The sequence below is a fragment of the Microbulbifer maximicatervae (SeqCode) genome (assembly GCF_052467695.1).
In genome coordinates this window covers 5,218,918-5,236,682 of the sequence record NZ_CP174320.1, presented here as the reverse complement: position 1 = coordinate 5,236,682, position 17,765 = coordinate 5,218,918, and the positions used below count along the sequence as shown (strand labels likewise).

The window sequence follows — 17,765 nt, the reverse complement described above, 5'->3', positions numbered from 1 at the left end:
AAGTATTATCTGTACTCAATTGGAAGTGAAGAAAGTCAAAATTTTCACATCTGAGGTTTACTTTGTCTCTGCTTAGCGGTATCTCAAACTTAGAACATTAGTTTCAAGTAATGGGCAGGCTGATATACGATATTGGTTAGAATTTAAATATTTTTTACCTGATGGTAATTTTTTAGAGTTATACCCATTTGGCCTCTATGCCTTTTCTTTTGAAATCTTCTAAAATTTCTGGATTTTCTTCATTGTAGAAAAGTATGAGCTTTTTCAGGTTTGGTAGGAGGTTTATGTCTTCGGTGGAATGGATATCAAAGTCGTCAGTAGTTCCACACCAGAAGGGAATGATTTGTAACCAGATATGGCCACCCCCATCCTGATGAAGGTCAGTTATATCCTTTAGCCATTCTTTCTTAATTTGAATGGACCGGAAGTGGTCGAGAGCTTCGGGGATAGGCTCGTACCCTTCTTCTTCTATATCTATATTTCTTTTGGTGTAACTATCGGCAAACTGAAAAATATCGAATTCAGGCTGTATTACCTTATAATGGTACATTAACTTATCCAGGACTAATAACCTGAAGTTTTCATCCTTGAATTCCGCATATTCACTCATTTTTAAGTCTACCTTTACTTTCCATATAAGTATTGTGAGATCCATTTTTTTCATTGTCTACAATATATTTCGTAATAGGGGAAGTTCTTTCGGCTTGAGAGAATAAAAGTAGTTTTTACTAGGTCAATCAAGAATTTTAGGTATATCTTTGGCGGTTAAGTAATGCCGATAAGTTAGAGAATTTGAGTTATCGTACTAATTGCGAATGTTGCTTGTTTCAAATGCCCGCCAAAACTCCCGCTCATAGGCTTGGATTAACCGCACGCGAATGGCAATATCATTTTCTCGAACACCTGAAGCTAGTCCTCTTGCAATTATATCGATAGCCTGTTCCCTGAACCCTTCTGGAAGTTGGCTAAAAGTCATTAAGAAACTGAGCTGTTCATTGGTAAAGCGTTTATTTTGTTTGAGAGCTTTTGCAACGCGCTCAGCATTTTTGCCAAAACTCTGAAAGTTGATTAACAGGGCAGCGGCAATTTCGGCGGGTGTAGCGTAGTTGGCTAGCCAGGTAGTATAGGCTGGATAGGCTTGGGCACCTGCGAGTGGTTGGTATTGGGCGATCTGCTCGGGTGAGATGCCCAATGCTTGAATCAGGTTAGGTAATAGGGTATTAGCTTGAATTTCTGCTGTCGTAATTCGAGTAAAAAATGCTCTCGTACTATGTCCCGGTAAGCCTCCAAAACGATGCAGAGATAGTGCATTACTTCTCAAGTCCGATAAGTTAATAAGGCGTTGCTCCATTGCAAAAGCCTGTAACTTAGCGTCCGGTAGAGTATTTTTTTCCAGCTGTAGAACAAAGACAGGAGTAGGGCCCTTGAGATACAGTTTTTCAAGGCGCTCTATCAGAGCTTTTGCATCCTGTTGGTTTGTGGCGATATCTGCTGTGGCCGGTTGAGTCATGACCAAAAGAACAACCAGTCCCACAAGAGCGAATCTTAAACAATGCGTATTGGCCACTATTCCAACTCCGCTGGTGCACGAAATAAGCATAGCAGGAAGACAGAAACCGGACTGGTAGCGTATTTGTCAGGCCACAGTACTTTTTCCGCGTATTAATTCGGCGGGATTAATTCGATAGAAATGACTTAACTCCTTATAGAGTTCCGGGTGTAAGGCGTGCATAGCCGTTGGGATCGTATAGAAACTTTCTGTTGCTACAGCAAAGAACTCAGCGGGAGACTGGGCGCCGTATAAATCGAGCACAGAGGGTGTATCACCAGGAAACTCACCGAATTCAGCTCTTTGTCTCAAACGGTGGAATTCCCGGCTCATAACCTCAGCCCAGGTGGCCCCTTCATCACTGCTTTCAAATAGAGGGCGGCCATCAAAGTAACCATCCTCTTCATCGACTTTGTGGGCGAACTCGTGCAGGGCGACATTGTGGCCCCGTTCAGGCGATTGTAAATCTTTCTCCAGGTCACCCCAGGAGAGGACTACGGGTCCACGATAATGTGCCTCCCCTTCACGGGCACTGTGCCTGGCTGTTTCTATATAGCCTTCCCGACGTGTTTCGTGAGCGACATAGGTGTCCGGGTAGAGCAACAGGCTGTAAAGGTTGGGGTAGCATTCATTCTTGCGGCCCAATAGGAGTAGGCAGGCATGGGCAGCGATGGCTACCTTCATGCGTTCATTGACCTGAAGCCCCTCGCAACCGACAAACTCTTTGCCGTGGAGAAATAGGGCGATATTACTGCATAACTCTTGCTGTTGATTGGAGTTAAGGTAGTGATAGAGAGGAAGATTTTCCCTAATGAGTTGTAGCTGTTCCCGTGTTAAGGGTTGTGAGCGGAGGTAAAAAATGCGCCACTGTCGGTAGAAGTGGGGAACCAGCCATATCGCCAGGGCCAGCAGGATAATTGCGATAAAAGCACTCACAGCTTAAACGCCGGTTGTTTGCGTGAGATATTATCTTCCAGCTTAAATTCTTGGCAGGGAGTCCCCTGGTGAAATTTCATTTGTCACTGCCCTTTACTTCTAACCCAAATAGATGATCGCTTACAAAACCCCTTGTACTCCCCTTGCTGGCCTCGCCGTGCAGATTTATACAACAGCATAATGACTGTGTCAGAGAGAGGAATGCATTCATAGTTTTGGCTGTGAATTTCCCAGCCCGTATTTTCCTCCTGTTGCATTGATCGCACTATTTCCTTGAAATCAAAGGTCCGCCCGGATTTCCCTACCTCTATAAAATCAGGGCTTAGTAGCTTGCAAATGACTTCAGGGTCTTTGCGTATCTCGAACTGATGCAGCTTTGTTTCATTCTCAATCAGAATATCGGCAATCTCATGTATCACTGTTTTACCCGGTATGCCCCAGTTGCGACAAATTACTATTTGCCTGATTTTAGAATGGGGAGTTTACTGCCGAATTCAAGGTTTCGGATGGATAGAGTAATCCGGAAGCGAAGCTTGATAAATGGGGGATGTCTGCCAACACTTAGAGCGTCTGGGTGATTTTCCTGTCACTGTGGAGAAGCTTATGCGTTCGCTATTGGCCCTTCTTGTCTTGATGTTTGGAGTCTGTACCCAGGTGCTGGCCCAGTCCGGTGAAACTCCGTTAAAAGTGGCGATCGCCGGGGATGCACCACCCTATGTGATTGACGGTGCGACCAGTGGTTTGGAAATAGATATCGTTCGGCAAGCTCTCCCTGGCTATAAGTTGGAGTTCGTACAGATGGGGTTTGCGGAGACGGCCCCGGCACTTGAGCAGGGTATGGTTCAGGCAGCGGTGAATGTACTCAAGAAGAATGATGGCCTATTTTACTCGAACAATATGATCAGCTTTGCCAACTACGCCATTGCTAAAGCCAGCGCAGAAATGAAGATTGGCAGTGTTGCAGATCTCGCGGGCAAGAAAGTGATCACTTGGCAGGGAGCTCCTATGGATCTTGGGCCCGAATTTGAAAAAATGTTTGGACCCAATGGCACCCAGAAACAGAATGTTATGCAGGCGCCAACAGCTCGTGACTTGGTTGCCCAATTCTGGAAAATGCCAGATGCGGTCGCCGTGGTGGATATGGAGCTATTTAAGTACTACAGCAATAAAATGGGTCATACCATGGCTCAGGTTGACCTATTCCAGATATTCCCGATGATGACAGACTTTCGAGTCGGTTTCCGCTATGAAAAAGTGAGAGATGACTTTAATCGCGGACTGGCAGAGCTGTGCAGCAGTGGCCGCTACAAAGCCCTATTGCAGAAATACGATGTGGTGCAAAAGCAGGATATTTGTAAGTAGATAGCCTGAAACTGCGGAACAATTAATCGAGAAAGAAGGGGCCTGGATCTTGTGATTTAGGCCTTTCTTGTTTGGTGTAGTGGGGCGGGGTCGGACCTACTGCATCTAGTTCGTTGTCGGCAAATAGAAACTTGCTGCTTAATGAATTCTTGCGGGGCTATCGATAAATCTTATCGGTCTTAGGTCCCAGTTTCTGAGTGCTCATAACCTCTGGCCAGTTTGATAAAAGCACTCAGGTATTCAACTTCGCTGTCGTCTTCACGAGTTCCTAAGAAAATCTGTTTGGCAATACCTTGTCGCCCGAGGCGCACCACCGATAGTGCCAGCTTGGTAGAGTACTCCTCTGCAAGCCAGCGCGGCAGGGCCGCGACCCCTCGGCCGCTGGCCACCATCTGTAGCATGATATCGGTAGTTTCACTGGTCTTGTGGCGCAGTGGCACCACGCCCGCAGGGTTGAGAAACTGGGTATAGATATCCAGTCGGTCCGGTGGCACGGGGTAAGTTAACAACACCTGATCCCGCAGGTCTTCTGCTGTCAGGTACTTTCGCTTTGCCATCGGGTGATCTCGAGGGACTACCAGCACCTGCTCGTAGTCAAATACGGGATCGAAGCGCAGTCCGGCTTTATAGAAAGGGTCAGGGGTAACTAGCAGGTCGATCTCGTAACCCAGTAAAGCGCCGAGACCCCCAAACTGGAATTTCTGCTTAACATCCACATCCACGTCCGGCCAATCTTCCAGAAATGGCGACACTACTTTCAGTAACCACTGATAGCAGGGGTGGCATTCCATACCGATACGAAGGGTACCGCGCTCACCTTGAGCCATTTGCTTTAGCTTGCTCTCAGCGTGTTCCAGTTGTGGCAGGACTCGATTGGCCAATCCAAGCAGATACTCACCGATCTGGGTCAAGCGCAAGCTGCGGCCCTCACGCAACCAGATAGGGGCCCCGAGGTTCTGTTCCAGCTTGCGTACCGTGTGACTCAGCGCCGACTGAGTTAGACAAAGGTGCTTGGCTGCAGCGGTTAGCGAACCGTGATGGTCTACGGCCTGGATTATTGTTAAGTGCGTGCGCTCTAGCATAGCTTTACCCGGGCAAACCATGAGTAAAATTAATTGATAGTTGAAAATATACCATTTTTGTTCATTTATAAAGAGGATTATCCTGCCTGGCAATGTCAATCACCAAGCAAAGAACTCAGTTTTTGCCTTAGGAATCAGGATACCAGGCCGCAATGAATAAAGAGTTTGCATTCACCATCAAGAGCTTACGTTTTGATGAAAACTATCGTCCAGCGGATAGCACGCGGATCACCACCAATTTTGCGAACTTGGCGAGAGGGGAGAGCCGTCGGGATAACTTGCTCAACACCTTGAGAATGATTGATCGTCGTTTCAATGCCCTGGCGCATTGGGACAACCCTAGTGCAGATCGTTACTCTGTAGAGCTGGATATTATTTCCGTTGATATTGATATTGAAGGCAATGGAGAAGCCTTTCCTACCATTGAAGTATTGAAGACGAATATTGTTGATCATAAAAACAATCAACGGATTGAGGGCATAGTAGGAAACAACTTTTCTTCATATGTGCGGGATTATGATTTTAGCGTGTTGTTGTTGGAGCATAACAAGAAGCAAGACAAGTTTAGCCTTCCTGAAGGCTATGGCGATCTTCACGGGAAAATTTTTCAATCGTTCCTGAATTCAAATGCCTACAGGGATAATTTCAGCAAGCCTCCTGTTATTTGTCTGAGTGTATCGAGCAGTAAAACTTATCATCGAACTGAAAACCAGCACCCCGTTCTGGGTGTTGAGTATCGGCAGGACGAATACTCTTTAACTGATGAGTATTTCGAGAAAATGGGTTTGCAGGTTCGCTATTTTATGCCGCCGGATAGTGTTGCCCCTTTGGCTTTTTACTTCCAAGGTGATTTGCTTGGTGATTATACGAATCTTGAGCTTATCGGCACTATCAGTACGATGGAGACCTTCCAAAAAATATATCGGCCGGAAATATACAATGCAAATTCTGTAGCGGGGACCTGCTATCAGCCCAGCTTGAAGCACCAGGATTATTCACTGACTAAAATTGTTTATGACCGGGAAGAGCGTAGCCAGCTGGCTATAAAGCAAGGGAAGTTTACTGAAGAACAATTTATCAAGCCATACAGAAGCATCCTTGATCAGTGGGCCGCTAATTACGCGCTTTAATTAACAAATATAGATAAGATTATTTTTCATGAATCGCCTATTGCCAACTTCAAGCGCTGGAAGCTTGCCCAAACCATCCTGGCTCGCAGAGTCCGAGAAACTTTGGTCTCCCTGGAAATTACAGGGCGATCAATTACATGAGGGTAAGCAGGATGCCTTGCGCCTGACCTTACAAGAGCAACAACAAGCCGGTATCGATATCGTTAGTGACGGGGAGCAAACCCGCCAGCATTTTGTGACCACATTTATCGAGCACCTCAACGGCGTTGACTTCGAGAAGCGGGAAACCGTTAAAATCCGCAATCGCTATGATGCGAGCGTGCCGTCAGTTGTTGGCGAGGTATCTCGTCAACAACCAGTATTTGTTCAAGATGCCAAGTTTTTACGCAAGCAAACCAGTCAAGCTATCAAGTGGGCATTACCGGGCCCCATGACAATGATTGATACTCTCTATGATAGCCACTATAAAAGCCGCGAAAAACTCGCCTGGGAATTTGCCAAAATTCTCAATCAGGAAGCGCGTGAGTTAGAGGCTGCGGGTGTTGATATTATTCAATTTGATGAGCCTGCATTTAATGTTTTTTTTGATGAGGTGAATGACTGGGGGATTGCCACTTTAGAAAAAGCCATCGAGGGGCTGAAATGCCAAATTGCCGTACATATTTGCTATGGCTACGGTATCAAAGCCAATACAGACTGGAAGAAAACTCTGGGGTCAGAATGGAGACAATATGAAGAAGCGTTTCCAAAACTGCAAAAATCCAATATTGATCTAATTTCGCTCGAATGCCACAACTCCCATGTTCCAATGGATCTCCTTGAGCTTATTCGTGGTAAAAAAGTGATGGTGGGCGCTATTGATGTGGCAAGCAACACGATTGAAACACCGGAGGAAGTCGCCGATACCTTGCGAAAAACACTCAAGTATGTGGATGCTAAGGATCTCTATCCCTGTACGAACTGTGGTATGGCGCCTCTATCCCGTAAGGTTGCGAACCGTAAGCTCAATGCGTTAAGTGCAGGTGCAGAAATTGTTCGAAGAGAGCTCTCGGTTTAGCTGTCTACAATATTTAGGTGCTCCCATGTCACTTTCCAGTACAGCCATAGAACCGTTGCGCTTTCGCGAGGCACTGGGGCATTACGCTTCCGGTATTACCGTGATCGCATCGCGCCGTGAGGATGAGCCGATAGGCTTTACCTGCCAGTCGTTTTATAGCGTATCGACGAGCCCGCCATTAGTGTCGTTCAGCGTTATGTCGAGTTCGTATAGCTATCCCAAAATTCGTCAGGCAGGTCGATTTTCGGTCAATATCCTGTCGGATGATCAGGTTACGATTTCCAACCAGTTTGCTCGTCAAGGCGCGGACAAATGGAGCGAAGTCGAATGGCAGGAATCGCCGCTGGGGAATCCCATTATCGCCGGCAGCTTACACTGGCTTGATTGTGAAATTCATGCTGAACACGCCGCCGGAGATCACCTGATCGTGATTGGTGAGGTAAAGGCGTTAAACCTACAAAAAGCTGCTGCAAGGCAGCCACTTCTGTATTTCAAAGGCCAATATCGCAACCTTACTGCGGTGTCCCCAGCCGGGTAATACATGTGAGCAACGGGTTGCGGACTTGCAGCCCCATCGCCTGCTTCTAGAAGAAACCCGCATGAATTAGTTCGAGGGATTTATGGAATTTCTACTCTACCTGCTGCTAGGAGCTGTGGCTGGGGTGCTGGCCGGCTTGTTTGGCGTTGGTGGTGGCATCATTATCGTACCCGTGCTGGTATTCAGTTTTACTGCCCAGGGTATCGATCCGCATGTGCTGACCCACTTGGCGGTGGGCACTTCGCTAGCGACTATTGTCTTTACTTCGATTAACTCGGTTCTGGAGCATCAGCGCAAAGGCGCGGTGCTATGGCCGACTTTTGCCTGGATGAGCCTGGGTATTCTTCTCGGTGCAAGTCTTGGCTCCTTCACAGCGGCAGCTATCCAGGGGCCGATGCTACAAAAGGTTATTGGTGTATTTGCTATCACCATTGCCATTCAAATGGGACTGGAACTCAAGCCCAAGGCCAGCCGCGCTGTTCCCGGCAAGTTGGGGCTGACAGCGGCCGGCGGGGTAACAGGCTGGGCCTCTGCCATCTTTGGCATCGGCGGTGGCACACTGACGGTTCCCTTTCTGACCTGGCGCAGCGTGCCGATGCAGCAAGCAGTGGCAACTTCCTCAGCCTGTGGTTTGCCGATTGCTGCCGTCGGCGCTCTGAGCTTTATGGTTATTGGTTGGCAGCAACCTGAACTGCCCCAGTGGAGTTTTGGTTTTATCTACCTGCCAGCCATGGTCGGTATCGCCATCACCAGCATGTTTTTCGCCCGTTTTGGAGCGCGACTGGCCCACAAGTTATCTCCGCGATTGCTCAAGCGTTTGTTTGCCCTGCTGTTGCTCTGCGTGGGTGGAAGTTTTCTTCTCTGAGGCATCAATGAATTGCAGTCTATCGATTGCTATCTTGGCGTAGGTGCAGCTGCAAAAGTGGAAGGGGGCTTCAATCCTTTTCCAAGTGCGATCGGGCCCAAGTGAAGAGTATTAACTCCTAACTTTCTTTTGTGTGTCGAAATCTCTGGTCGAGCACAGGACCCTAGTGAGATGAAAATGGATTAACGTATCTGGAGGTTGCACAGTTGGTGCAATTGCTCCCGCTGACTGATGTGCGTATATCTATCCGCTGTATGGAACGAATGAAGAGATTGCTTCTAACCCTGTTGGGTCATTCAAGCTGTTTGTGATTGCTTAAAGTGAATAGGAGTTGCTGGGGGGGGCGAGGCCGCGAAGAATAAATTGTGCAAAGAGCAGTTTGGCATTAGCTACTCTGCAACAAAAAAGGGCTTACGTCGTGAGACGTAAGCCCTTTTCTTTGTATGGCGCGCTCGGGAGGATTCGAACCTCCGACCGCCTGGTTCGTAGCCAGGTACTCTATCCAGCTGAGCTACGAGCGCGTCGTTATGGGTGCGAACTATAGAGAGTTGATTCGTTGCCGTCAACCTCTTTTTGGAAAAAATCCTTAAAAATCCGCAACTTATCGAGTTTCTGGGCCCCTCTGGGAGCGGTCGACCAGTCTCGACAGGGCGCGAATTCTGCCGTGCCTCTCCTCAATTTGCAAGCCTTACTTTGAAAAATACTGCCTTGAGTACCGATTGCGCCAGTTATCCAGGGGCGAGGCATTAAATTCCTCGGTGTGATTGGCGGCGAACTATACTCATTACTCTACCGGGATTCCGATGATTCGCACCTTTTCCATTGCCCATTGCCAGGTCCGGCCTATCTTCCGGCGGCAGGCTTCTCCAGAGATATAGTGAGAATATATGGCGGACGAGCAGGACCAAGAGCGAAAGCTGCCGCAGGGGGAGTCTCCTTCACCGCCATCGGGAAAGCCGGTTCCGCAAGGGCCGCTGAATTGGCTCCAGTACTTCCTGTGGATTTTCCTTTTAATACTGACTGTACAGTACTGCACTAACGGGCAGCTTTCCGGTAAGCGGACTGAGTTAGCTTACAGTGACTTCAAGAAAGAAGTCGCCGAAGGCAAAGTTGCCAGCGTGGTTATCGAGGGGGATAGAGTCAGCGGCACTTTTAAGCCGGAGGCGGGCAAGCTGCCGGCGTCAAACACTGGCGAGAAAGAAAAAAAGGCTCCACCGCCGGAGCACTTCACAACCATTTTACCTTCCGTTCAAGACCCCGAACTGCTGCCCCTTCTGGAAAAGGAGAAGGTGGAAATCCTGGCGGAGTCCCCGGGAGGGGGCTTTATGCAGCGAATGTTGATTCTGCTTCTGCCCTGGATACTGATTATTGGGCTCCTGGTTTGGATGGGGCGGCGAATGCAGGAAAAGATGGCCAGTGGGGCTCCCGGCAGTCCCTTCGGTTTTGCTCGATCACCAGCAAAGCGGTTTGAGCGCAGTGAGTCTCAAGTGACTTTCGATGATGTGGCCGGGTTGGCAAATGCGAAGAAAGACCTGCAAGAAGTGGCGGGGTACCTCAAGAACCCGGAGCACTATCGCAAGCTCGGAGCGAAGATCCCCCGGGGAATTTTGCTAATGGGGCCCCCCGGTACGGGTAAAACCCTGATGGCGAAAGCGCTGGCCGGTGAGAGTGAAGCGCCATTTTTCAGTATTAGTGGCTCTGAGTTTATTGAGATGTTTGTAGGAGTGGGGGCTTCCCGTGTGCGGGATATGTTTGCCGAAGCCAAGAAAGATGCCCCTTCAATTATTTTTATCGATGAGATTGACTCCGTCGGTCGGGCGAGGGGGACGGGTGTTGGTGGCGGACACGATGAGCGGGAGCAGACGCTCAATCAGATCCTTGGTGAGATGGACGGCTTTGACCCCCAGGAGGCGGTGGTGGTAGTTGCGGCAACCAACAGGCCCGACGTTCTCGATGCGGCGCTGCTAAGACCGGGGCGCTTTGACCGAAAAATTACTCTGGACCTTCCAGACAAGGCCGCACGCAAGGAAATTCTTGAGATTCATTCCCGCGATGTCCCATTGCACGGCAAGGTGGATCTGGAGCGGCTCGCGGCTCTTACTGCAGGTTTTGCCGGAGCGGATCTGGAAAACCTGATTAATGAGGCCGCACTGTTGGCGGGGCGAGAAGATAAGTCCGCAGTGGATATGGATTGTTTGTTGAGGGCGAGGGATAAAGTGGTTCTCGGTGGCGAGCGCGAAATGGTTATCGGTGAGGAGGATAAGCGGATTATCGCCTATCACGAAGCGGGACACGCGTTGGTAGCAACGCTATTACCCAATGCAGACCCTTTGGAGAAGGCAACTATTATCCCCAGGGGGCACAGTCTCGGCGCTACCGAGCAGATCCCCACGGAAGAACATCACAGTATGCAGGTTAGTTATCTCCGCGATCGTATCGGCGTAATGCTTGGGGGGAGGGTCGCTGAGCGGGTGGTGTTCAAGGAGGTGAGCACTGGTGCTGAGGCAGATTTAAAGCAGGCGACGCGACTGGCCCGTCACATGGTGACGCATTGGGGGATGAGTGAAAAATTAGGCCCCGTTGCTTTCCGCCGGGGAGAGGAGCATATATTCCTGGGGCGCGAGATGGCCCAGCAGAAGGACTTCAGCGAACACACCTCAGAGATTATTGATGACGAAATTATTGCGTTGATCAGCGGTATTGAGATGAAAGTAGATCAGTTGCTGACAAAAAATCGCAAGAAATTGGATGCATTGGCTGGGGCCCTTTTGGAAAAAGAAACCCTCGATGCAGCGGAAATAAATGAAATACTTTCCCATGTGGCTGCGGGTGGTGATGACACATCTATTGCGCCGAAATAGCTCCTGGCTTTAATGGAAATTTATTTTTCAGGCGGACCCATTGGTCAAATTTAATGTGTTTGAATGTACCAGGTTAATTGAGTTTATTAGTTTTGAATTGCCGGTAACCTGAAATATCGAAGGGCACTTCCAGGCTGTTCTAAAAGAGCTGAGAGCGTATCAATTTAAAATAGACAAAAAGTTTTGTGTTTTTTGGGTGGTTTAGATACATATTGTCATTGGCTTTTTTGAAAATAATCAATTTTCTATGTAAAAGGGCAACTTAGGGTATCGCCCTTAAACAGTGCATAATTTTATTTTTTCCATTCCCTTTAATTTTTTTCTTCAAGTTGAAAGAACTTTCCAGACTAATTGAGTTATTTTTACAGACATTTACGTTAAATAGACTTCCACACACGGTTGTGAGCCTGTAACCTGTCCATGTCACAGATTCACTACGAAATCTGTGCCTCTTTATCAGCGCGGTCTTGAATCGGAGCTTCACTTAGTCGGAGCCTCTTTATAGAGGTAGAGCGGTGGAGCCAGGCAGTACCGATTGCGATAAGTCCGTTGTTGTACATAAAAAAAATAAAACAATGGAGAGAAAACATGGGAAGTCCGTCAAAACCCAAGCAGCACTCTGCTCTGCTTTCCGCCTGTTCCGTAGCAACTCTTTGGTTAGCCAGTGGTATTAGCCCCAGTTATGCCGCAGAGGGAGCAGTCGGCACCCTTATGGAAGAAGTGCAGGTAACAGCCCGTAAGCGTGCAGACGCAGAATTACTTCAGGATGTTCCGGTAGCGGCAACCGCCTATTCCGGTGACCAACTGGAGGCTCTGCAAACTAGGGATTTACAAAGCCTTTCTTTCAAAATGCCCAACGTCCAGCTGGAGGATGTGGGTACCGTAAAAAATACGGCAAACTTCACTGTGCGCGGTCTTGGAGTGAATAGCTCTATTCCATCAATTGATCCCACAGTAGGGGTCTTTGTCGATGGTATGTACCTCGGTGTGAATGCGGGTGTTGTTACCGATGTGTTTGACCTGGAGGGTATCGAGGTTCTCCGTGGTCCGCAGGGCCTGCTCTTTGGTCGTAATGTTACCGGTGGTGCTGTCGTAGTTAAAACAGCGCGCCCAACTGATGAATTCTCTGCTCGCGTCAAGGTGTCCACAACGGATAATCTGGATGTGGTGACTGCGGGTTCAATTAATGGTGCCATCTCTGACGATGTTAACGGCCGTCTGACCGTTTACTACAACGATGACCGTGGCTGGTTCGAAAATGTTGCCACCGGCAATGATAATGCCGGTGCCTCTGACAGCTGGTTTATTCGCCCAAGCTTTAGTGTTCAACTCAATGAAACGGCAGAGCTGCTTGTGCGGATGGAGCACGGGCGCATGGACTCCGATGGAGTGGTTGCGCAAAACCGTGGTAATGAACCTTATATAGTTACCACTGAGAACGGTATTGTTGCCTACCCCAGTGCAACCCAGATTGCTGAGGCTTTCGGTATTCCTGATTGGGACAACAGTGAAGATTCTTTTGAGGTAGCCCAGGACGAAGAGGGTTATCAAAAAGACGAGTGGTCCCAGATCATTACTGAGTTCAATAAAGATGTTGAGTTCGGTGATGGCACTATCACAAATATCCTGGCTTGGCGTGAATATGAGGCGCGGGGCTTAGGGGATATTGATTCCCTGCCTTTTGTTGGTTTCCATGCGGACTCAAGCGTGGATCAGAGCCAGTTGAGTAATGAACTGCGCTATGCCGGCCGTTTCGGTCGCACGGCCATCACTGCCGGTGCCTATTGGTTCTCTCAGGATGTAACCTACCTGGAAAATCGTTTGCTGGCCGACGGTGAGGGCGGCATTATCGATTGGACCGGTGGTGGTGTGCAGGATCACAGCACTTATGGATTCTTTACCCAGGCTGATATCGATCTGAACGAGGCCTGGGTGTTGACCCTGGGTGGACGCTACTCGAGTGAGGAGAAAGACGCGAAGATTGCCTCGATTCCCCTGAACCTCTGCACACTGGACGGCTGTGCTGCCTACGACTTTGAAGATAGCGAAAGCTGGAATGCCTTCACTCCCAAAGTTGGTTTGCAGTGGACTGTTTCAGACGAGACGCAGCTCTACACATTCTGGACCAAGGGTTTCCGCAGTGGAGGGTACAACTTCCGCAACGCAGGTATAGATCCGACCACAGGAATGCCTTATACCCCGCAGGCAACGGACCAGGAAGAGCAAAGCAGCTTCGAAATTGGGGCTAAGGTAGACTGGCTCGATGGCCGTGTTCGTACCAATATGGCGGTATTCCACAACACTATTGATGATATGCAGCGGGAGGAGAATCTTGCTGACGCAGTGACCGGTGTGGCGCAAATCATTCGAAACACCGCAGATGCGACAATTCGTGGTGCTGAACTGGAGACCATGGCTGCGCTCAGTGAAAACCTGCTGCTTACCTTCAACGTTGGCTATGTAGATGGCGATTACGATAAGGTACTCGGTGACCTGAATGGTGACGGCCTTGTGGATGATGAAGATCTGGGTCTCGAGATCCCACGCCTGGCTCCATGGACTTATGGTATAGGGTTAGTGCACGATTTGTCTCTGGGTTCCTACGGAACAATCACCTCCCGTATTAACTACAATCATCGCGATGAAGCACCTTATACGGATGACAACAGAGGCATGTTGTCGGAAGTGGAAATGGTGGACTTTAGTATTGGTTATACTGCGGATAGCGGCCAATATACAGTTTCTGTATTCGGCAAAAATATGCTTGATGAAGTTACTGAGGGTAATGACACACAGCTACCAGTTACCCTTGGTGGTATCGGTGCCAGCTTTACCCCGCTGAATAAAGGTCGTGTTATGGGGATTGAGTTTATTTACGAACTCTAATCTCGGCTGAGAATTTGCTGCTTAGAGAAAATATTTTTTAAGTTAGCAGACTTCGAAACGGCCAGTTCCTTTTCGCAATTAAATGTTGTGATTGGGCTGGCCGTTTTTTATTGGGTTGCGTGTTGAGTAAAAATTGCTTGATGATTTTTGGTACTCTTGTGTCGATAGCGTGGCAATAAAAGTGAATCTATAAAGGGGAAAAATATGCGGTTTATTGATCTGCCTACATTTGGTGTGCCTGAAGTCATGCAATTGCAGGAGATGGATAAGCCTGCTCCCGGCGCAGGCGAAGTCCTTATCCGTGTAGCCGCAGCTGGGGTTAATCGCCCTGATCTTGTGCAGCGCCAAGGGCATTATCCGGCACCTCCCGGAGCATCGCTGGTATTGGGATTGGAGGTGGCTGGTGAGGTTGTTGAAATCGGGGAAAAAGTTGTGCGCTGGCAAGTGGGAGATAAAGTTTGCGCCCTGACCAATGGTGGAGGTTACGCAGAGTTTGCAGTAGCTCCAGAGGGACAATGCCTCCCGGTCCCCGCAGGCCTTAGTCTTGTTGAGGCAGCTGCATTGCCGGAAACTTTTTTCACCGTATGGACTAATGTATTTGACCGCGCCGGTTTAAAACCGGGCGAGGTGATTTTAATCCATGGTGGTTCCTCTGGCATTGGTACCACGGCGATCCAGCTGGCCCATCAATTGGGAGCCCGGGTTTTCACTACTGCGGGAACAGAAGATAAATGCGCAGCCTGTGTGGCTTTGGGAGCGGAGAAGGCGATTAACTATCGGGATGAAGATTTTGTCTCCGTTGTGCGCGAGATGACAGATGATCACGGAGCTGATGTTATCTTGGATATGGTGGGCGGTAGCTATATCAATAGCAATATTCGTGTGGCCGCTAACGACGGCAGAATCGTGAATATTGCCTACCTGGCTGGCGCTAAAGTAGAAGTAAATATGATGCCGGTGATGTTGAAACGACTTACATTGACCGGCTCAACCTTGAGGGCTCGCTCGCCAGAAGTTAAAGCCGGTATTGCGAAATCGCTGGAAGAAAAGGTTTGGCCGCTGATTGAAGCGGGTAAAGTGCGGCCGCAACTAGCCGCTGAGTTTCCTCTGCATCAGGCGGTTGAGGCCCATAAATTACTGGAGTCCGGTACTATCACCGGGAAAATAGTTTTAACCTTGTAAGGACTTGTGGCTGCCTAGGGTGAGGAGTAAGTGGGCATCCGCTGAATAACGCCCTCAGGCACATCCCCGGGTTCACAATAGATTTTGCCGGGCAGGCGCTGTAGAGGTGGGCGGACTGTCACATCATCGCTCATCATTTCCACATAGGCTTTGTATAGATTGCTGATATTGCGTACATACTGCACGGGCTCGGAGCCTCTCACATAGCCGTATCTAGCCCGTTTAAAGTACTGGGGCTGGGCCAGTTTCAGCATGGCGACTTCCACATTGTCGAACCACACATTGGGATCCAGTCCCAGTTCTTTAGCCAGCCGCTGGGCATCGAGTAAGTGGCCGTATCCTGCATTGTAGGAAGCGAGAGTAAACCAGAGTTTATTTACGGTTGGCAAAGCGGGATTAAAGCGATCGCGCACCCAATCCATATATTTTACCCCCGCTTTAATACCTCTTTCAGGTTCGAACAGCGGCGGAGGAAATCCCATTTCCTCGGCTGTGGCAGGCATTACCTGCATCAATCCCTGCGCGCCAACTGGAGATACGGCTTTAGGGTTGAAATTGCTCTCCTGCCACATCTGCGCGACGATCATGCGCCAATCAAAATCGTATTTAAAGGCGGATTCCTTCACCAACTCATCGTAAGGAGAGAGGTTTTCTCCCGGTATTACCCGGGAACTTACTCGCTGGGTAAATCGTTTGTTCGGCTCAAAATAAGCCTGGTATTGTTTTTGATATTGGCTCGTTTTTCTGTAATTTTTCAAAAACTTATTCAAGTTCTGTAACAGGTGCCAATTTTGTCTTAATACCATCCAGCCCTGTGGACGCGGGTCACCGATAAGGGTTCCGAGTACCAGTTGTGGCTGAACGGATGCCTCAATCTTGGCTCGACCGGAGTGGGCGATAGTCGCATCTACCAGCCCGTCGGCAATTAGTGAGAAGATTTGGGACTGGGAAATATCAGGCGGCGCCACACGAATATCGACATCAATACCTGCATCTTTTAGCGTTTCAGCTACTTCGATAAATGAAGAATAGGCGCGCAGGGTTAATTTGCGGCCATTTAAATCCTGAATCTGGGTAATGGGGGGACTGCCCTTACCACTGACAATCTGATCTGTGGATTCGACATAGGGCTTGGTGAATACCATGCCCTGGTCTTCACGGGCACTGGTAATATTGAGTTCGGCCCCGGCAAAGTCACCGCGACCCGCCCTCAACCAGTCGGCAAGGTCTTCTTCGTAGGGGACAACAATAACCTGGAGTTGGAGTTTGTGCTTATTGGCAAAAGCCTGGGCCAGGTCGTAGTCAAACCCCATTAATACCCCTTTCCATAAGAAGTAGGTTGTCGGCCCGTTATAAGTGAGTAGCCTGATTACTCCCGATTTTTTAATACCCTTCCAATCGGTAATGCGTTCTTCCTGGGATTTAACCAGGTTGCGGGTCAAAAAATTATCGAGAGTGGTATGCAGGCGTTTGGAGTCTTTGCGTACGCCCCAGGCAATATTTTGCACTTCAGATACATCTGCACCAATCCGCATGTCATCGCGGTAATTGCGCAAATCCTGGGCTGAAAAATCTTCCAAAATAGCAACACGGTTCTTTTGGCCATTAATGATATCCAGCAGGGTATCTCGGTTACCATTAATATCAATTTCTCGAATAGTTAGGTTTGAGTTTGGATTTTCGGCAACAAGTTGCTCTGCAGTTTCTTTAATAGAGGAGCCGGCGGGGATAATGAATTCCAGGTCCTTTAATTTGCTCGCATCTGAAATATCTGGACCCTCAGGACCAGTGACGAGTACTAACCGCGAATGGCGGAGAGGAACCGTGAAGTCAATAATTTCTTCACGGGCGTCAGTGACAGTCAGGTTATAGGCGATTACATCTGCTTGGCCATCGATCAGCATTTGCACCGCGTCATCGGGTGTTTCAGCTTTTATCCACTTGGGTTCCAGTTTCAACTGTTTGGCCAGTTTGTTGGCCAGTTCGAAGTGACGGAGACTCACCACATCGTCACGAGGTAGCAGGTCCTCGGAAGCACCGGTTAAATTTACGAACCGAATTGTGCCGTGTTTTCTTATGTCCCTTAGGTCACCGGTTTCGATGTAGTTGACTTGCTGTTCTTTAGCGGGGGTTACTTCAGGCAGTTGCCCTGATCGCTTGTTGGCATCCTGCGCTTCGGCAGCTGACATGGTGACTGATTCAGCTACTCCAGAATCACGCTCTGGTTCCGTGCAGGCTGCAAGGGCAAGCAATAGTACTGAAAGTAGTATCAAGGTCCACTGGTTGAGGTGGATAGCAGTAGATTCACTATCCATAT

14 protein-coding genes and 1 tRNA gene are annotated in these 17,765 nt (G+C 48.8%); 8 read left to right on the top strand and 7 right to left on the bottom strand.

Going from position 1 to position 17,765, the window contains the following annotated elements:
- Positions 1 to 178: 178 nt before the first annotated feature.
- From ACJJI8_RS23040 to ACJJI8_RS23025, 4 genes are all read right to left on the bottom strand, one after another.
- Positions 179 to 664: a DUF6892 domain-containing protein gene (locus ACJJI8_RS23040; RefSeq protein WP_444933867.1), complete on the bottom strand. Its 486-nt coding sequence runs from the start codon at positions 662 to 664 to the stop codon at positions 179 to 181.
- Positions 665 to 805: 141 nt separating this feature from the next.
- Positions 806 to 1,534, bottom strand: a complete 729-nt coding sequence (locus tag ACJJI8_RS23035; RefSeq protein WP_444933866.1) for a thiaminase II/PqqC family protein — start codon at positions 1,532 to 1,534, stop codon at positions 806 to 808.
- Between the two features lie 102 nt (positions 1,535 to 1,636).
- A complete protein-coding gene (locus tag ACJJI8_RS23030) occupies positions 1,637 to 2,485 on the bottom strand; it encodes a M90 family metallopeptidase (RefSeq protein ID WP_444933865.1) in 849 nt (282 codons plus the stop codon).
- A gap of 83 nt (positions 2,486 to 2,568) precedes the next feature.
- Positions 2,569 to 2,904: a DUF4440 domain-containing protein gene (locus tag ACJJI8_RS23025; protein ID WP_444933864.1), complete on the bottom strand. Its 336-nt coding sequence runs from the start codon at positions 2,902 to 2,904 to the stop codon at positions 2,569 to 2,571.
- A gap of 184 nt (positions 2,905 to 3,088) precedes the next feature.
- Between ACJJI8_RS23025 and ACJJI8_RS23020 the strand changes: the two genes are divergently transcribed.
- Complete coding sequence (locus ACJJI8_RS23020; protein ID WP_444933863.1) at positions 3,089 to 3,847, top strand: substrate-binding periplasmic protein; 759 nt, start codon at positions 3,089 to 3,091, stop codon at positions 3,845 to 3,847.
- 179 nt (positions 3,848 to 4,026) lie between these two features.
- Here the strand turns inward: ACJJI8_RS23020 and ACJJI8_RS23015 are convergent, their stop codons facing one another.
- Positions 4,027 to 4,929 carry a LysR family transcriptional regulator gene (locus ACJJI8_RS23015; protein ID WP_444933862.1) on the bottom strand — a complete coding sequence of 301 codons (903 nt, stop codon included), beginning with the start codon at positions 4,927 to 4,929 and terminating at the stop codon, positions 4,027 to 4,029.
- Between the two features lie 152 nt (positions 4,930 to 5,081).
- Here ACJJI8_RS23015 and ACJJI8_RS23010 point away from each other — a divergent pair, with 152 nt between their 5' ends.
- From ACJJI8_RS23010 to ACJJI8_RS22995, 4 genes are all read left to right on the top strand, one after another.
- On the top strand, positions 5,082 to 6,059 hold the full coding sequence (locus ACJJI8_RS23010) for a DUF1852 domain-containing protein (protein ID WP_444933861.1): 978 nt from the start codon (positions 5,082 to 5,084) through the stop codon (positions 6,057 to 6,059).
- 28 nt (positions 6,060 to 6,087) lie between these two features.
- Positions 6,088 to 7,116 (top strand): methionine synthase, encoded by a 1,029-nt coding sequence (locus ACJJI8_RS23005; RefSeq protein ID WP_444933860.1) that lies wholly within the window; start codon positions 6,088 to 6,090, stop codon positions 7,114 to 7,116.
- Positions 7,117 to 7,141: 25 nt separating this feature from the next.
- Entirely contained in the window at positions 7,142 to 7,654 is a 513-nt protein-coding gene (locus ACJJI8_RS23000) for a flavin reductase family protein (protein WP_444933859.1), read from the top strand.
- Positions 7,655 to 7,736: 82 nt separating this feature from the next.
- A complete protein-coding gene (locus tag ACJJI8_RS22995) occupies positions 7,737 to 8,519 on the top strand; it encodes a sulfite exporter TauE/SafE family protein (RefSeq protein WP_444933858.1) in 783 nt (260 codons plus the stop codon).
- Positions 8,520 to 8,963: 444 nt separating this feature from the next.
- Here ACJJI8_RS22995 and ACJJI8_RS22990 read toward each other — a convergent pair.
- Positions 8,964 to 9,040 (bottom strand) — tRNA-Arg (locus tag ACJJI8_RS22990).
- Between the two features lie 366 nt (positions 9,041 to 9,406).
- On the opposite strand from ACJJI8_RS22990, the gene ftsH reads away from it, so the two are divergent.
- From ftsH to ACJJI8_RS22975, 3 genes are all read left to right on the top strand, one after another.
- Complete coding sequence (gene ftsH / locus ACJJI8_RS22985) at positions 9,407 to 11,380, top strand: ATP-dependent zinc metalloprotease FtsH (RefSeq protein ID WP_444933857.1); 1,974 nt, start codon at positions 9,407 to 9,409, stop codon at positions 11,378 to 11,380.
- A 588-nt stretch (positions 11,381 to 11,968) separates the two neighbouring features.
- On the top strand, positions 11,969 to 14,266 hold the full coding sequence (locus ACJJI8_RS22980; protein ID WP_444933856.1) for a TonB-dependent receptor: 2,298 nt from the start codon (positions 11,969 to 11,971) through the stop codon (positions 14,264 to 14,266).
- A 204-nt stretch (positions 14,267 to 14,470) separates the two neighbouring features.
- Entirely contained in the window at positions 14,471 to 15,448 is a 978-nt protein-coding gene (locus tag ACJJI8_RS22975) for an NAD(P)H-quinone oxidoreductase (protein ID WP_444933855.1), read from the top strand.
- 14 nt (positions 15,449 to 15,462) lie between these two features.
- Here ACJJI8_RS22975 and ACJJI8_RS22970 read toward each other — a convergent pair whose 3' ends face one another.
- Positions 15,463 to 17,763, bottom strand: coding sequence for a transporter substrate-binding domain-containing protein (locus ACJJI8_RS22970; protein WP_444933854.1), 2,301 nt, complete (start codon positions 17,761 to 17,763; stop codon positions 15,463 to 15,465).
- Between the last annotated feature and the right edge of the window lie 2 nt (positions 17,764 to 17,765).

Bases quoted from the DNA above. Each gene is read 5' to 3' on its own strand.
- ACJJI8_RS23040 (WP_444933867.1), bottom strand. From the start codon at position 664: ATGAAAAAAATGGATCTCACAATACTTATATGGAAAGTAAAGGTAGAC.
- ACJJI8_RS22975 (WP_444933855.1), top strand. From the start codon at position 14,471: ATGCGGTTTATTGATCTGCCTACATTTGGTGTGCCTGAAGTCATGCAA.
- ACJJI8_RS23005 (WP_444933860.1), top strand. From the start codon at position 6,088: ATGAATCGCCTATTGCCAACTTCAAGCGCTGGAAGCTTGCCCAAACCA.
- ACJJI8_RS22980 (WP_444933856.1), top strand. From the start codon at position 11,969: ATGGGAAGTCCGTCAAAACCCAAGCAGCACTCTGCTCTGCTTTCCGCC.
- ACJJI8_RS23015 (WP_444933862.1), bottom strand. From the start codon at position 4,929: ATGCTAGAGCGCACGCACTTAACAATAATCCAGGCCGTAGACCATCAC.
- ACJJI8_RS22995 (WP_444933858.1), top strand. From the start codon at position 7,737: ATGGAATTTCTACTCTACCTGCTGCTAGGAGCTGTGGCTGGGGTGCTG.
- ACJJI8_RS22970 (WP_444933854.1), bottom strand. From the start codon at position 17,763: ATGGATAGTGAATCTACTGCTATCCACCTCAACCAGTGGACCTTGATA.
- ACJJI8_RS23000 (WP_444933859.1), top strand. From the start codon at position 7,142: ATGTCACTTTCCAGTACAGCCATAGAACCGTTGCGCTTTCGCGAGGCA.
- ACJJI8_RS23010 (WP_444933861.1), top strand. From the start codon at position 5,082: ATGAATAAAGAGTTTGCATTCACCATCAAGAGCTTACGTTTTGATGAA.
- ftsH (WP_444933857.1), top strand. From the start codon at position 9,407: ATGGCGGACGAGCAGGACCAAGAGCGAAAGCTGCCGCAGGGGGAGTCT.
- ACJJI8_RS23020 (WP_444933863.1), top strand. From the start codon at position 3,089: ATGCGTTCGCTATTGGCCCTTCTTGTCTTGATGTTTGGAGTCTGTACC.